Raw genomic sequence first — 16,114 nt, forward strand, 5'->3', positions numbered from 1 at the left:
CACGAGCCTATCCGCCATCCGGGGTGGGCTCGTCCGGCACTTCTCCGAGCAGGAGGCGCTCGAGATCGGCGCGGCCCGGGAGGTTCGCGGGGCGGGCAATCTCCCCGCTGCGTACGTACAAGAAGGCGGCCTTCACCGACTCCAGGGGGACGCCCTGCTGCTCGGCCCAGGCGAGGCGGTAGACGGCGAGCTGGAGGGGGTCCGCGCTACGGGTGCGGCTGGTCTTCCAGTCGACGATCTCGTACGTCGTGTCGTCGCCGTCGCCTTCCTTGTAGACGGCGTCGATGCGACCGCGGATCACGCGGTGGGCGATGACGAACTGGAAGGGCACCTCGACGCGGTAGGGAGTGCGGCGGGCGTACTCGGTGCGTTCGAAGGCCTCCTTGAGGGCTTCGAGGTCGCGCTCGTCGGCGATCTCGGCCTCGCCGGGGCCGCCGCCCGGAAGGTCCTCCGGGTCGAGCATCGGCAGGGTCAGCTCTTCGAAGCGGGACTCGACCCAGGCGTGGAAGCGGGTGCCCCGGCGGGCGGCGGGCTGGGGCGGTCGGGGCATGGGCCGGGCGAGGTCCTTGGCGAAGCCGTCGGGGTCGGCGGCCAGGCGCATCAGCTCGGACGCGGTGAGCGAGGGCGGTACGGGAACGTCCCTGACGGCCTCGCGGGCGCGCAGGAGTTCTGCGGTGAGGGCGTCCAGGTCGCGGTCCCAGGAGGCGAGGGTGCGGGCCTCTTCCGGGGTGAGGCGGGTGCTCGGGGCGCGGTCGGGGTCCTGGTCGCGGTCCGCGGGGTGCGGGCGGGCCTCAGAGGGTTGCGCGGGGAGCGGCACGCGCGCGTGGGCGGCGTTGTCTGTGGGGCCGCTTGCCCCCGCCGGGGCCTCGGGGGCGTCCGCGGGGTGCGGGATCGCCGGGCGCTCCGTCAGCAGGGAGTCCCAGTCCACCGGGTCGACCTCGGGAAAGTCGGGAGGCTCGGGAAAGTCGGGAGGCTCGGGGAAGTCGGCGTCTCCGTAGAGGACGTCTTCGTCCTCCGGAGGGGGCGGCCACTCCGGGTCGTCGGCCGGGGGCACGTCGTCGTACGCCGAGGGGTGGGCTTCCTCGTGGGAGCGGGCGGGGTCCGGCGCGCCCTGCCCCGTCAGGCGCTCCAGGTGGTCGAGGACGGTCCGGGCGGCGGCGCGGCGGCGGGCCAGGGCGTCGTCGTCCAGCGGGAGCGGCCACGCCTGGTCGGCGGTGTCCTCCCGCAGGGCGGGGTTCTCCTCGTCCTCGGCGGGTTCGTCCGCCCAGGCCTCGATCTCGCCGTGGCCCGCCGCGCAGTGGTCGTGCAGGGCCACCAGGAAGTCCGAGGGGCCGCGCGGCTTCTTCTGGGAGGGTCCCCACCAGTGGCCCGAGCCGAGGAGCAGGGAGCGGGGGCGGGTGAACGTGACGTAGCCGAGGCGCAGCTCCTCGGTGCGCTGGTGGTCCTTCATGGCTTCGTGGAAGGCCTTCATGCCCTTGGCGTCCCACGCGTCGATGTCGGGCAGGGTGGCCGCGTCGCCGCGCAGTTCGTGCGGGACGACCTTGGCCTGGGCGGTCCACTTCTCGCGCCCCTGTGTGCTCGGGAAGACGCCGTTGACCAGGCCGGGGACGGCGACGACGTCCCACTCCAGGCCCTTGGACTTGTGGGCGGTGAGCACCTTGACGGTGTTCTCACCACCCGGCAGGGCGTTGTCGAGGCCCTTCTCGTACTGCGCGGCGGTGCGCAGGAAGCCGAGGAAGGCCAGCAGCGTCGCGCCGTTGTCGTTCGCGGCGAAGGAGGCGGCGACGTCCAGGAAGTTGGACAGGGTCTCGCGGCGGCGGGCCGCGAGGGCGCCCGGTGAGGCGGACAGCTCGACTTCGAGGCCGGTGACGGCGAGGACGCGGTGCAGGACGTCCATCAGCGGATCGGACAGCGACCGGCGCAGCTCCCGCAGCTCGGCGGCGAGCCGCGCGAAGCGCACCCGGGCTTCCGCCGAGAAGGGCAGCCCGTCGTCCCTTCGGGAGGCGTCGTCCGAGTGGAGTGGTGACTCCAGGAACGTGTCGAGGGCGTCCGCGAGCGATATCACCTCCGCGGGGTCGACTCCTTCGACGGCCTCGGCGAGGCGCCGGTCGGGGTCGTCGGGGGCGGTGTGCCCGGGGCGTACGAGGAGGCGGGCGCGGCGGCCGAGGAGGGCGAGGTCACGGGCGCCGATCCGCCAGCGCGGCCCCGTGAGCAGGCGCACCAGGGAGGCGTTGGCCCCCGGGTCCTGGAGGACCTCGCAGACGGCGACGAGGTCGGCGACCTCCGGGAGGTGCAGGAGTCCGGAGAGGCCGACGACCTCCACGGGGATGTCGCGGGCGACGAGCGCGCCCTGGATCTCGGCGAAGTCCGTCGCCGTGCGGCACAGGACGGCGATCTCGCCGGGGGCCTTTCCGGTGCGGACGAGGTGGGCGATCGAGTCGGCGAGCCAGTCGATCTCCTCGGCGTGGGTGCGCAGCAGGGCGCAGCGCACCACGCCGTCGCGCTCGGCGCCGGGCGCGGGCCGCAGGGCCTCCACGCCCGCGTGCATGGCGCGCAGGGGCTCCGCGAGGCCGTTGGCGAGGTCCAGGAGGCGGCCGCCGCTGCGGCGGTTCTCGCTCAGGGCGTGGCGGGTGGCGGGGCGGCCGTCGGCGTACGCGAAGTGCTCGGGGAAGTCGTCGAGGTTCGCCACGGAGGCGCCGCGCCAGCCGTAGATGGCCTGGCAGGGGTCGCCGACGGCGGTCACCGGGTGGCCCGTGCCGCCGCCGAACAGGCCGGAGAGGAGGATGCGCTGGGCGACCGACGTGTCCTGGTACTCGTCGAGGAGGACGACGCGGAACTCGTCCCGCAGGATCTCGCCGACCTCCGCGCGGGTGCGGGCCAGCGTCGCGGACAGGGCGATCTGGTCGCCGAAGTCGAGGAGGTCGCGGGAGCGCTTGGCCGCGCGGTACCCGCCGACGAGTTCGGCCAGCTCCCGGCGGGCCGCCGCCGTGTCGGGGACCTTGCGCAGATCGGCGTTGGAGAGCTTCGCGCTGTCCAGGATGCGCAGCAGCTCGGTGTCGTACGCGCGAAGCCGCTCGGGGCTTACGAGATGCTCCGCCAGCTCGCTGTCGAGGGCGAGGAGGTCGCTGACGAGGTCGGGGAAGGACCGGGTCAGCGCGGGGTAGGGCCCGGGGGCCTCACGCAGCACGCGCGCGGCGAGCTGGAAACGGGTGGCGTCGGCGAGGAGGCGGGAGGAGGGCTCCAGGCCGATGCGCAGGCCGTGATCGGTCAGGAGGCGGCCCGCGAAGGCGTGGTACGTGGAGATGACCGGCTCGCCCGGGGGGTTGTCCGGGTCGACGGCCTCGGGGTCGGTGACGCCGGCCTTGATCAGGGCCTGGCGCACGCGCTCGGCCAGCTCGCCCGCCGCCTTGTTCGTGAACGTCAGGCCGAGGACCTGCTCGGGGGCGACCTGGCCGGTGCCGACCAGCCAGACCACGCGCGCCGCCATCACCGTCGTCTTGCCGGAGCCGGCTCCGGCCACGATCACCTGCGGGGCGGGCGGCGCGGTGATGCAGGCCGTCTGCTCCGGGGTGAAGGGGATCCCGAGCAGCTCCTTGAGCTGGTCGGGGTCAGTGATACGAGGTGGCACGTCAGAGAGGCTAGCGGTGGCCACTGACAACCGGGACCTGCCCGGGTGCCGGCGGCCACCGCTCACTCATGGGGTGCGTGGGGTCAGGAACCGGAGGAGAGCTTCTCCGGGTCCACGACGTCCTTGGCCGGCGGGGCCTTGACGACGACGGGCTTGCCGTAGTCGCTGAAGGTGACGGTGCCGGGGCCGTCGGCGCCCTTGTTGACCACCTTCAGGAAGTACGGCTTGCCTTCCATCGCGACGTAGAAGGTGGTGGTCTCGGCGCCCTTCTTGCGGGTGAGGACGGCCGCCTTCGTGCCGTCGACCTCGGTGTCGTCCTTCCGCTTCAGCTTCTTGAGGTTCTTGTTGCTGAACATGTCGTCCGGGTTGCAGACGGCCTTGTCGCCCTGGGCGGGCGTCTTCACCCAGCGGCCCTTCAGGAGTTCGGCCGTGGAGCCACCGCCCTTGGACTCCCAGAACTTGTCGTCGCCCTTGGAGTAGGTGAACTTGCCGACGGAGAGGAACTCGGCCTTCCCCGTCTTGCTCGAGCCCATCTTGCCCGTGCAGTCGCCGGACTCGGCGACCGCGAACTCGATGTCGCTCGCCTCGCCCTTCTGCTTCATCTGGCCCTTCATCCGGTAGGACCCGGCGTCCTTGGACGCCTTGGAGGCCTTCTCGGCGATCTTGTCGGCGCTCATGCCCTCGAAGGGGTCCTTGTCGCCGCTGTCGCTGGTGCAGCCCGTGACGCCGATGACGGCGGCGGCACAGACGACGGCCACTGCCAGGAGCTTCCGGTTGGCTGCCATATACGCGTACTCCTCAAAAAGGTGCGCCTCGGTCGGCACACAGCAAGTTCTTACGGTGACTTTAATTCGGCCATGGGGTTGCCCTGTCCCCCGGGGCTACTCGACGACGTGCCGCCCCTCCGGACGCGCGCTGCACGACGCACGGAACGCGCAGTGTGTGCAGTGTTGTCCCGTGGTGGGGGTGAAGCGTTCGTCCAGGACCTTGCCGGCGGCCGTCGCGAGGAGGTCGCCGATCCACTCTCCGGAGAGGGGCTCCTGGGCCTGCACCTTGGGGAGGGCGTCGCCGCCGTTCTTCTTGGCGGCGCCCTGGCGCAGCTGCACCAGTTCGGCGCCGCCCGGTTCGGGGCGTACCCCTCCGAAGGCGTCGTCGGCGGCGCCCTCGCGGACGGCCAGCTGGTAGACGGCGAGCTGCGGGTGGCGGGCGACCTCGGCGGTGCTCGGGGCCTGTTTGCCTGTCTTGAAGTCCACTACGTAGGCACGGCCTTCCGCGTCCTGTTCGACACGGTCCATCGAACCTCGTACGCGTACTTCGTAGGGGCCCGCTTCGAGGGTCACGTCGAAGCCGTGCTCGCTGGCGACGGGGGTGCGGCCGCCGCGGGTCCCGTTGGAGTCGACGTGCCACTGGAGGAAGCGTTCGAGCGCCACGCGCGCGTGCTCCTTCTCCTGTGCCGACTTCCACGGGGCGTCGAACGCGAGGGCGTCCCACACCGAGTCGAGGCGCTCCATGAGCACGGCGAGGTCGGCGGGGGTGCGTCCGGAGGCGACCTCGTCGGCCAGGACGTGCACCACGTTGCCGAAGCCCTGGGCGGCGGTCGCTGGCGCGTCCGCCTTCACCTCGCGGCCCAGGAACCATTGCAGGGAGCAGGTGTTCGCGAGCTGGTCGAGGGCGCTTCCGGAGAGCACCACGGGCTTGTCGCGGTCCCGCAGGGGGATCTCGCTCGCCGTCGGCTCGTACATGCCCCACCAGCGGTACGGGTGCGCGGACGGCACCAGCGGACGGCCGTCGCCGTCGCTGAGCGCGGCGAGTCGGGCCAGGCGCTGGGCGGCCGCCTCGCGCAGGGTGTCCGAGACGCGCGGGTCGACGGTGGTGGCGCGCAGCTCGGCGACGAGCGCCGCGACGGACAGGGGGCGGCGGGGGCGGCCTGTCACGTCCTTGGGTTCGACGCCGAGTTCGGTGAGGAAGCGGGAGGGCTGGTCGCCGTCGTCGGCGGGCGCCTTCACCGCGGTCACGACGAGGCGTTCACGCGCGCGGGTGGCGGCTACGTAGAAGAGGCGTCGCTCTTCGGAGAGGAGCGCCCCGGGGGTGAGCGGTTCGGCGAGGCCGTCGCGGCCGATGCGGTCGGCCTCCAGGAGGGAGCCGCGGCGGCGCAGGTCGGGCCAGAGCCCTTCCTGGACGCCGGCGACCACGACCAGGCGCCATTCGAGGCCCTTGGAGCGGTGGGCCGTCATCAGGCGTACGGCGTCGGGGCGTGCCGCGCGGCGTGTGAGCGTGTCCGCGGCGATGTCCTGCGCCTCGGTCTCCTCCAGGAAGTTGAGCGCGCCGCGGCCGCCCGTGCGCTCCTCCGCGCGGGCCGCAGCGGCGAACAGGGCGCAGACCGCGTCGAGGTCGCGGTCGGCGTTGCGTCCCGCCGCGCCGCCGCGCCGGGCGGTGCGTTCGAGGCGCCCCGGCCAGGGTGTGCCGTCCCACAGCTCCCACAGCGCCTCTTCGGCCGTGCCGCCGCCCGCGAGGCGCTCACGGGCCTTGCGGAGCAGCGCGCCGAGGCGCTGGGCGCCGCGGGCGTACGTCGGGTCGTGCGCCACGAGCCGCTCCGGCTCGGCGAGGGCGCGGGCCAGCAGCTCGTCGGAGGGCGGCGGCAGGTGGTTGCCCGCCGCGCGCTCCTCCTCGCGCAGGGCGCGGCCGAGGCGGCGCAGGTCGGCGGCGTCCATCCCGGCCAGGGGCGAGGTCAGGAGGGTCAGGGCGGTCTCGGTATCGAGCCAGGAGGGGGCGGTGGTTGGCGTGTCGGGGCCGACGGCCGCTTCCGCGCTCTCCGGAGGGGCCGTCCCCGCTGCATCCGTCTCCGGAGGGGCCGTCTCTGCATCAGCCGACTCCGGAGGGGCCGTCTCCGCATCAGCCGACTCCGAGACGACCGCCGTCGCCACCACCCGCAGCGCCGTCAGCAACGGCGTCACCGCGGGCTCATGGCGCAGGGCGATGTCGTCGCCGTCGATCTCCAGGGGGACGCCCGCCGCGCCGAGGCTGCGGCGGACCGCGGGGATGGAGCGGGCGCCGGCCCGGACGAGGACCGCCATGTCGCCCCAGGGGACGCCGTCCTCCAGGTGGGCGCGGCGCAGGATGTCCGCGATGTTGTCCAGTTCCGTACCGGCGGTCGGATACGTGTACACCTCGACCCCGCCGCCGTCCCTGACCGGCGTCAGCTCCCGGTGGGCCCGCACCTTCTCGGCGGGAAGCCTGGTCAGCGGCATGCGGCGGGTGAGCAGCCGGGTGGCCGCGAGCAGCCGCGCGCCCGACCGGCGGGACGTCGTCAGGACCTCGACCGGCGCGGGAGTGCCGTCCGCGCGCGGGAAGTCGTAGGGGAACTCCAGGATGCCGTTCACGTCGGCGCCCCGGAAGGTGTAGATCGACTGGTCGGGGTCTCCGAAGGCGACGAGTGTGCGGCCGCCTCCGGAGAGCGCGTGCAACAGCCGTACCTGCGCGGGGTCGGTGTCCTGGTACTCGTCGACGAAGACGGCGTCGTAGTGCGTGCCCAGCGCCCGGGCGACCTCGGGGCGGCGCGCGAGCAGCACCGCGCGGTGCACCAGTTCCGCGTAGTCGAGCACTCCTTGGAGGTCGAGTACGTCCAGGTACTCGGCGAGGAACGCCGCAGCGGCTCCCCAGTCGGGGCGTCCGCTGCGGCGGGCGAAGGCGTCGAGGGCGGCGGGGCCGAGGCCCAGCTCTCGGCTGCGGGCGAGGACCGCGCGCACCTCGTCGGCGAAGCCCCGGGTGGTGAGGCAGGCCCGCAGGTCGTCCGGCCAGCGGACGTGCCCGCGGCCCTCCTTCGCGAGGTCGATCTGGCCCGCCAGCAGCTCACGTACCGCCACGTCCTGTTCGGGGCCCGACAGGAGCCGCAGCGGCTCGACGAACAGGTCGGCGTCCTGGTGGGCCCGCACGAGGGCGTAGCAGAAGGAGTGGAACGTGGTGGCCTGCGGGGCGCGCGCCGCCCCTATGCGCAGCGCCATGCGGTCGCGCAGCTCGACCGCGGCCTTGCGGCTGAAGGTGAGGACCAGCAGCCGGGCGGGGTCCGCGCCCCGGGCCACGCGCGCGGCGACGGCCTCCACGAGGGTGGTGGTCTTGCCGGTGCCGGGCCCGGCCAGGACGAGGAGCGGTCCGCCCTCATGGTCAACCACAGCGCGCTGACCTGCGTCCAAGCGAGTGGGCTCCCACAGGGCCGGTGGCGTACGCACCAGTCGGTAGGCGTCCGGGGTCCCCTGTCGTACCTGGTGGTGCGACGGGTGCCGGATATGCCGAGCGGAAGAGGGGGAACTCACGTGGGTCGCCGGTCCTGGTGGGTGTGCTGGTCGAGGAGTGGCCGCGCGGGGGCCGCGAGGTGACGGGGATGCGCGCTGTCGACGCTACGCCAGTGGACGTGGGGGACGCCTGGGTTCCCCCGTACGGGCCACCGGTCCGCCGTCGGGCCGCCGGATGGCGGAAGCTGTCAGGTGTGAGCCTCCGGAGCCTGCGGGCGAGCGTCACCCACGGCGTCGCCCTGCGCGGCGTCGCCCCGCGCGCCGCCCCTCACCGGCCGGGCCGACAGCACCTCCCCCGCCTCCGCGATGTCGCGCATCTCACTCGGGTCACGTCCGTCGCTCACCTCGCGGCCGTCCCACCGGGCCCGGCGCATGTCGAGCTTCGGCACATGCCCCTGGGCTGCGCGCGAGGCCTGCCGCAAGGGGGTGCCCTCCTCGCGGTAGCGCTCAAGGGCGCGCAGTTCGTGGCCCGGCAGCAGGACACCGTCCGAGCGGACCACCCGCCACCACGGAACGGCTCCTCCGTAGAGGGCCATCACCCGTCCCACCTGGCGCGGGCCGCCCTCCTCAAGCCATTCGGCGACGTCCCCGTACGTCATCACGCGCCCCGGGGGGATCAGTTCCGCGACGTTCAGGACCCGTTCCGCGTACTCCGGAAGCGCCTGCTCCGTATCGTTGGGCGGCACCTGTCGCTCTCGGCTCTGCTCGCTCATCCGGACCATCCTGCCGTACCCCGCCGACACCGCGGCCGGCCCGCCGCGGAGCGTTCCGCGGCGCCGCCGGGAAGGCGCCAAGTGTCGTTTCGTGACCACTTCGCGTCCTTGCGTTGCCCCCTGATGCCTCCCTGTAGCGACCCGGCATGCCACCATCGTGCGGGCGGTGACTGGTGATACGAGATCAAGAAGAGACGACGGAGCAGCAGGGCGTGCATCCCGATAAGAAGGCGGGCACCTCTGCGTCCGAGTCACGCCTGCACACCGGTGAGCCCGCCCTGAACGACGACATCGACAGCTTCGACCCCGGCGACTGTGCCGACGGCGGGGCGCACGCTGACCGTGTGGAGGGCGACGAACCGCTCCTCTCCGCGCGCGTGCACCGCCCTTCCGACCTCATGCGGCTGCTCGTCGGCGTCCTCGCCATCGTCGTGCTCCTCGCGATCGCCGCGTTCGCGCACGGCACGACGTCCGGGCTCGAACAGGACATCGACAAGGGCACGGAGCAAGCGCCCGACCTGCTGATCAAGGTGGCGGGTCTCGTCGCCAGCATCGGGGTGCTGCTCGTTCCCGTCGCGTTCGCCATCGAACGGCTGATCAAACGGGACGGCCTGCGCATCGCCGACGGCGTCCTCGCGGCCGTCCTCGCGCACGGCGTGACCCTGGCCACCGACCTCTGGGTCGCCAAGGCCGCCCCCGACTCCATCCAGGACGCGCTCACCAAACCGTCCCCCGCCGATCTCCACGCCTTCACCGACCCGGTGCACGGCTACCTCGCGCCCGTCATCGCGTACATGACGGCCGTCGGCATGTCGCGCAGACCGCGCTGGCGCCTGGTGCTCTTCGTAGTACTGCTGCTCGACGCGTTCACGATGCTGGTCACCGGCTATACGACGCCGTTCTCGATCCTGCTGACGGTGCTCATCGGCTGGACCGTGGCGTACGGCACGCTGTACGCGGTCGGCTCGCCGAACGTACGGCCCACCGGCCAGACACTGCTCGCGGGTCTGCGGCACGTCGGTTTCCGCCCGGTGAGCGCCGCCCGCGAGGAGTCCCCGGACAGCGAGCACGGCGACCGGGGCCGCCGCTACTTCGTCACCCTGGAGGACGGACCGCCCCTGGACGTCACGGTCATCGACCGGGAGCAGCAGGCGCAGGGGTTCTTCTACCGCGTGTGGCGACGGCTCACGCTGCGCGGCATCACCCAGCGGCGCAGCCTCCAGTCCCTGCGCCAGGCCCTGGAGCAGGAGGCCCTGCTCGCGTACGCGGCGATCGCCGCCGGCGCCCACGCGCCGAAGCTGATCGCCACCTCCGAGCTGGGCCCCGACGCGGTGATGCTCGTCTACGAGCACACGGGGGGCCGCTCCCTGGACTCCCTCCCGGACGAGGCGATCACCGACGAACTGCTGTGCGAGACCTGGCGGCAGGTGCGGGCCCTGCAATCGCGCCGGATCGCGCACCGCAGGCTGGCGGGCGACGCCGTCCTGGTGGATCGTTCCGGCACGGTGATCCTCACCGATCTGCGCGGCGGCGAGATCGCCGCGGGCGACCTGGTCCTGCGGATGGACATCGCCCAGCTGCTGACCGCCCTCGGCCTGCGCGTGGGCGCCGAGCGCGCGGTCGCGTCCGCCGTGGAGATCCTCGGCCCGGACGCGGTGGCCGACTGTCTGCCGCTGCTCCAGCCGATCGCCCTCACCCGCTCCACCCGCGGCACGCTGCGCAAGCTGGCCCGTGAACGGTCCCAGCGCGAGCGTGAGGCGGTCCTGGAGGCCTCCCGCAGGTCCAAGCAGGCCGCGCGCGCGGACGTGCCCGATGAGGCGCCCGAGGACGGGCGTACGGACAAGCAGGTCCAGAAGACGGACAAGCAGGTCCAGAGGCAGGAGAAGCAGGCCGCCAAGCAGGAGCGGCAGGCCGAGAAGCAGGCCATAGACGAGGCTCTGGAGCAGGCGCGCGAGGAGGATCTGCTCACCCAGATCCGCCACCAGGTGCTGCTCATCCGCCCGACGGCGCCGGTCGAGCCCGCGCAGTTGCAGCGGATCAGGCCCCGCACCCTGATCAGTTTCATCGCCGGTGCCATCGGTGCGTACTTCCTGCTGTCACAGCTCACCCATGTCGAGTTCGGCACGCTCTTCCAGGAGGCCGAGTGGGGGTGGGTGGCCGCCGCCGTCGGGTTCTCCGCGCTGAGCTACTTCGCCGCCGCGATGAGCCTGCTGGGCTTCGTGCCGGAACGGGTGCCGTTCCTGCGGGCGGTGGCGGCGCAGGTCGCCGGGTCGTTCGTGAAGATCGTCGCGCCCGCCGCGGTCGGCGGTGTCGCGCTCAATACGCGGTTCCTGCAACGCTCCGGAGTGCGCTCGGGCCTCGCGGTGGCGAGCGTCGGGGCCTCGCAGCTCTTCGGTCTCGGCTCGCACATCCTGCTGCTGCTCGTCTTCGGCTATCTGACGGGTACGGAGAAGACGCCGTCGTTCACGCCGTCCCGCACGGTCATCGCCGGTCTTCTGTCGGTCGCGGTACTGGTCCTCGTGGTGACGGCGATCCCGTTCCTGCGGAAATTCGTCGTCACGCGCGTGCGGTCGCTTTTCGCGGGTGTCGTGCCGCGCATGCTGGACGTGCTCCAGCGACCGCAGAAGCTGCTCACCGGCATCGGCGGGATGCTCCTGCTGACACTGATGTTCGTGCTCTGCCTGGACGCCTCGGTACGGGCCTTCGGCAATGAGCAGATGACCTCGCTGAGCCTCGCGAGCGTCGCGGTGGTCTTCCTCGCGGGCAACGCGCTGGGGTCGGCGGCGCCGACGCCCGGTGGCGTGGGCGCGGTGGAGGCGACGCTGACGATCGGTCTGATCGCGGTCGGCGTCCCCAAGGACGTGGCGGCGCCCGCGGTGCTGCTCTACCGGCTGCTGACGTTGTGGCTTCCGGTGCTCCCGGGGTGGCTGTTCTTCAACCACCTCACAAGGAAGGGCCTGCTTTAGCGCTCCCTCACCCACACGGCCCGCGCCCCGAGCGCCCCGTCAGGACCCCCCGCAGGATGGGCACATGCCCTCACAGCCCCAGCCACGCGCCCGCGCCCTGGCCGCCGCCACCCTGCTCCTGTCCGCCACGCTCGCGGCGTGCGGCGGCAGCGACTCCGAGGACGAGGACCTGTCGGCTCAGAAGCTGAAATGGAAGGACTGCCCCGCTCCGGCCGCGTCCGAGGGCGGGGGCGAGGCGCCCTCCCCGCTGCCCGGCGGTGCCGAGTGGCAGTGCGCCACCATGAAGGCCCCTCTCGACTGGACGAAGCCGAAGGGCGACACGATCGGCATCGCGCTGATCAAGGCCGCCGCGAGCGGCGACAAGGGCGACCGCGTCGGCTCGCTCATCTTCAACTTCGGCGGCCCCGGCGGCTCGGGCATCACCACCCTGCCCGCCTTCGGCTCGGACTACGCCAAGCTGCGCACCCGCTACGACCTGGTGAGCTTCGACCCGCGCGGCGTCGGCCGCAGCGCGGGAATCGAATGCGAGGACGACGATCAGCTCGACAGATACTTCCAGCAGGACTCGACGCCCGACGACGACGCCGAGACGAAGAAGCTGGTCGACAGCGTCAAGGCGTTCAACAGTGCCTGCGACAAGAACTCCGGCACGACGCTCCCCCACGTCCGCACCACCGACACGGCCCGCGACCTGGACCTGATGCGCCAGGTCCTGGGCGACGACAAGCTGCACTACTTCGGCATCTCGTACGGCACCGAACTCGGCGGCGTCTACGCACACTTGTTCCCCAAGAAGGTCGGCCGGGCCGTCTTCGACGCGGTCGTCGACCCCACCCAGACCTCCGAGGAGGGCTCCCTCGGTCAGGCCAGGGGGTTCCAGCTCGCTCTCGACAACTTCGCGAAGGACTGCACCTCCAAGGCCGCGGACTGCCCGGTCGGCGACACGGAGAAGGATGTGAAGGACAGGATCGCCCAGTTCCTCGAGGACCTGGACAGCAAGCCGGTCGCCGGCCTCCCGCCCCGCGAGCTGACCCAGACCTCGGCCACCAACGGCATCGTGCAAGCCCTGTACTCCAAGGACTTCTGGCCCTACCTCACCCAAGGTCTCGAAGAGGCGTACGACGGTGACGGCAGGATCCTGATGTCGCTCTCGGACGCGATGAACGGCCGCGACGAGGACGGCAAGTACAACAACCTCCAGGCCGCCAACATCTCCATCAACTGCGCCGACGACAAGGCGCGTTACTCCCCGGAGTACGTCGAGGAGAAGCTGCCCGCCTTCCGGAAGGCATCACCGCTGTTCGGCGACTATCTGGCCTGGGGCATGCTCGGCTGCACCGACTGGGCGGTCGAGGGACAGGCCGACCACCCGGACGTCGGCGCGGCGGGCGCGCCGCCCATCGTCGTCATCGGCAACACCGGCGACCCGGCCACCCCGTACGAGGGCGCCCGCGAGATGGCCCAGGCCCTCGGCAAGGGCGTCGGCGTCGAGCTGACGTACAAGGGCGAGGGGCACGGGGCCTACGACAGCAAGAACAAGTGCGTGCGCGAGGCGGTGGACGGCTATCTCCTCGACGGCGAGGTCCCGAAGGCGGGAACCGTCTGCTCCTGACCTCTCGAACGGCCCACCCCGGTCACTGTCAGTGGTCCCGCCTACTATGGCTTGACTGTCTTCCAAGGGGGGAAGCGCCTTCATGCAGCGTTATGTACGGTCCGCGGCACTGGCCGCCGCAGGAATTCTGGTGGCGGGGCTCGCCGTCGGCTGCGACGGTTCTTCCGATGACCCCAAGGGCCAGGGGAAGCAGGACGAGAAGGGCGCCGGCAAGGGGCTCGCCGCCCAGAAGCTGGACTGGGGCCGCTGCAAGGCTCCCGAGGGCGGCACCGCGCCGGGCTCCGGCTGGCAGTGCGCCACCCTCAAGGTCCCGTTGGACTACGCCAAGCCGGACGGCGAGACCATCGGCATCGCCCTGATCCGCGGCAAGTCCACCGGCGAGGGCGACCGCATCGGCTCGCTCGTCTTCAACTTCGGCGGCCCCGGCGGCTCGGGCGTCTCCGGGCTGCCGTCCTTCGCCGACATGTACGGCTCTCTGCGCGAGCGGTACGACCTGGTGAGCTTCGACCCGCGCGGGGTCGGCGCCAGCGAGGGCCTGCGCTGCCGCGACGACAAGGCCACCCAGGCCGCCGAGGAGAAGGTCGACCTCACGCCGGACACCCCGGCCGAGGAGAAGGCGTACTTCAAGGACGCGGCGGACTTCGGAGCGGGCTGCGCGCGCGGCGCGAAGAAGCTCATCGGTCATGTGTCGACCGTCGAGGCCGCCCGCGACATGGACCTCATGCGCCAGGTCCTCGGCGACGACAAGCTGCACTACATGGGCGTCTCGTACGGCACCGAACTCGGTGGTACGTACGCACACCTGTTCCCCAAGCGCGTCGGCCGCCTCGCCATGGACGCGGTCGTCGACCCCAGCGCGGACTCGGTCGGCCACGCGGAGAACCAGGCGCGGGGCTTCCAGCGCGCCCTCGACAACTACTTCAAGTCCCGCGGCCAGGACCCGAAGGCGGGCACCGCGAAGATAGCGAAGCTTTTCGACCGCCTGGACGCCGAGCCGATGCGCACCTCGGGCGACCGCAAGCTGACCGAGTCCCTGGCGAGCACGGGCATCCTGGTCACGCTGTACAGCAAGCAGACCTGGCCCGCGCTGACCCGCGGCCTCCAGGACGCCGAGAAGGGCGACGGCACCACGCTGCTGCGCCTCGCCGACGCCTACAACGAACGTGACGCCTCCGGCCGCTACAGCACGCAGAACCACGCGCAGCGGGCGATCTCCTGTCTGGACGCCAAGGCGCGGTCCACTCCGGAGGAGGCCGGTAAGCGGCTGGCCCGGTTCCGTGAGATCTCACCGGTCTTCGGCACGTTCATGGCGTGGGACACGGCGGGCTGGTGCCACCGGTGGCCGGTGTCCGGTCAGCACGACTCCCCCGAGGTGAGCGCCCCGGGGGCGGCCCCGATTCTGGTCATCGGTAACACCGGCGACCCGGCCACCCCGTACGAGGGCGCCCGCAAGATGGCGGACGAGCTGGGCAAGGGCGTCGGCGTCCACATGACCTGGAAGGGCGAGGGCCATGGCGCGTACGGCAACGGCAGCGACTGTGTGGACGACGCGGTCGACGACTACCTGCTGAAGGGCAGGACTCCGAAGGACGGCAAGGTCTGCGAGTCCTGACGGCACATGACGAAGCGCCCCGCACCATCCGGCGCGGGGCGCTTCGCCCAGGAGACCTAGCGGCCCCGGAGACCTAGTAGACCGGCTTCTCGGGCTCGATCTGGTGGACCCAGCCGATCACGCCGCCGCCCACGTGCACCGCGTCCGAGAAGCCCGCCGACTTCAGGACGGCGAGGACTTCCGCACTGCGGACACCCGTCTTGCAGTGCAGGACGATCTTCTTGTCCTGCGGCATGCTCTCCAGGGCGGTGCCCATGAGGAACTCGTTCTTGGGGATCAGCTTGGCGCCGGGGATCGAGACGATCTCGTACTCGTTGATCTCGCGGACATCGATGATCTCGATGTTCTCGCCCTCGTCGATCCACTCCTTGAGCTGCTTGGGAGTGATCGTCGAGCCGGCCGCCGCCTCCTGGGCCTCCTCGGAGACGACGCCGCAGAAGGCCTCGTAGTCGATCAGCTCGGTGACGGTGGGGTTCTCGCCGCAGACCGCGCAGTCGGGGTCCTTGCGGACCTTGACCTGGCGGTACTGCATCTCCAGGGCGTCGTAGATCATCAGGCGGCCGACCAGCGGCTCGCCCGTGCCCGTGAGGAGCTTGATCGCCTCGGTGACCTGGATGGAGCCGATCGACGCGCAGAGCACGCCGAGCACGCCGCCCTCGGCGCAGGAGGGGACCATGCCGGGCGGCGGCGGCTCGGGGTAGAGGCAGCGGTAGCAGGGGCCGTGCTCGGACCAGAAGACCGACGCCTGGCCGTCGAAGCGGTAGATCGAACCCCAGACGTACGGCTTGTTGAGGAGCACGCACGCGTCGTTGACCAGGTAGCGCGTCGCGAAGTTGTCCGTGCCGTCGACGATCAGGTCGTACTGGCTGAAGATGTCCATCACGTTGTCGGCCTCTAGCCGCTCTTCGTGGAGGATCACGTTCACGTACGGGTTGATGCCGAGGACCGAGTCCTTCGCGGACTCCGCCTTCGAGCGGCCGATGTCCGCCTGGCTGTGGATGATCTGCCGCTGGAGGTTGGACTCGTCGACCTCGTCGAACTCGACGATGCCGAGCGTGCCGACACCGGCCGCGGCCAGGTACATCAGCGCCGGGGACCCGAGGCCACCGGCGCCGACACACAGCACCTTGGCGTTCTTCAGCCGCTTCTGCCCGTCCATCCCGACATCCGGGATGATCAGGTGGCGGGAGTACCTGCGGACCTCGTCGACGGTGAGCTCAGACGCGGGCTCGACCAGGGGTGGCAGCGACACGGGGACTCCGTTGGTCGGTATTTCGGAACGGTTGTTCTCTCC

At 71.7% G+C, this 16,114-nt stretch carries 8 protein-coding genes; 3 read left to right on the forward strand and 5 right to left on the reverse strand.

Annotated features, from left to right (window positions below):
* Nucleotides 1-7: 7 nt before the first annotated feature.
* From IG54_RS0111560 to IG54_RS0111575, 4 genes are all read right to left on the reverse strand, one after another.
* A complete protein-coding gene (locus IG54_RS0111560; protein ID WP_037896890.1) occupies nt 8-3,628 on the reverse strand; it encodes a UvrD-helicase domain-containing protein in 3,621 nt (1,206 codons plus the stop codon).
* An 83-nt stretch (nt 3,629-3,711) separates the two neighbouring features.
* Entirely contained in the window at nt 3,712-4,413 is a 702-nt protein-coding gene (locus IG54_RS0111565) for a hypothetical protein (RefSeq protein WP_030781018.1), read from the reverse strand.
* 96 nt (nt 4,414-4,509) lie between these two features.
* Nucleotides 4,510-7,911 carry an ATP-dependent helicase gene (locus IG54_RS0111570; RefSeq protein WP_420712243.1) on the reverse strand — a complete coding sequence of 1,134 codons (3,402 nt, stop codon included), beginning with the start codon at nt 7,909-7,911 and terminating at the stop codon, nt 4,510-4,512.
* A 194-nt stretch (nt 7,912-8,105) separates the two neighbouring features.
* Nucleotides 8,106-8,630 (reverse strand): MGMT family protein, encoded by a 525-nt coding sequence (locus IG54_RS0111575; protein ID WP_078593994.1) that lies wholly within the window; start codon nt 8,628-8,630, stop codon nt 8,106-8,108.
* A 212-nt stretch (nt 8,631-8,842) separates the two neighbouring features.
* Here IG54_RS0111575 and IG54_RS0111580 point away from each other — a divergent pair, with 212 nt between their 5' ends.
* The 3 genes from IG54_RS0111580 (at nt 8,843) to IG54_RS0111590 (ending at nt 14,820) form a co-directional block, all read left to right on the forward strand.
* Nucleotides 8,843-11,596, forward strand: a complete 2,754-nt coding sequence (locus IG54_RS0111580; protein WP_420712242.1) for a lysylphosphatidylglycerol synthase domain-containing protein — start codon at nt 8,843-8,845, stop codon at nt 11,594-11,596.
* A gap of 64 nt (nt 11,597-11,660) precedes the next feature.
* The gene (locus IG54_RS0111585) at nt 11,661-13,208 is read left to right on the forward strand and encodes an alpha/beta hydrolase (RefSeq protein ID WP_030781031.1); all 1,548 of its coding nucleotides are present in this window, start codon (nt 11,661-11,663) and stop codon (nt 13,206-13,208) included.
* 82 nt (nt 13,209-13,290) lie between these two features.
* Entirely contained in the window at nt 13,291-14,820 is a 1,530-nt protein-coding gene (locus tag IG54_RS0111590) for an alpha/beta hydrolase (RefSeq protein ID WP_030781034.1), read from the forward strand.
* A gap of 73 nt (nt 14,821-14,893) precedes the next feature.
* Here the strand turns inward: IG54_RS0111590 and moeZ are convergent, their stop codons facing one another.
* The gene (gene moeZ / locus IG54_RS0111595; protein WP_030781037.1) at nt 14,894-16,072 is read right to left on the reverse strand and encodes an adenylyltransferase/sulfurtransferase MoeZ; all 1,179 of its coding nucleotides are present in this window, start codon (nt 16,070-16,072) and stop codon (nt 14,894-14,896) included.
* Nucleotides 16,073-16,114 lie beyond the last annotated feature (42 nt).

The sequence above is a fragment of the Streptomyces sp. NRRL S-920 genome (assembly GCF_000717945.1).
GTDB classification, from domain to species: Bacteria; Actinomycetota; Actinomycetes; order Streptomycetales; family Streptomycetaceae; genus Streptomyces; species Streptomyces alboniger.

Bases quoted from the DNA above. Each gene is read 5' to 3' on its own strand.
- IG54_RS0111565 (WP_030781018.1), bottom strand. From the start codon at position 4,413: ATGGCAGCCAACCGGAAGCTCCTGGCAGTGGCCGTCGTCTGTGCCGCC.
- IG54_RS0111575 (WP_078593994.1), bottom strand. From the start codon at position 8,630: ATGAGCGAGCAGAGCCGAGAGCGACAGGTGCCGCCCAACGATACGGAG.
- IG54_RS0111585 (WP_030781031.1), top strand. From the start codon at position 11,661: ATGCCCTCACAGCCCCAGCCACGCGCCCGCGCCCTGGCCGCCGCCACC.
- IG54_RS0111590 (WP_030781034.1), top strand. From the start codon at position 13,291: ATGCAGCGTTATGTACGGTCCGCGGCACTGGCCGCCGCAGGAATTCTG.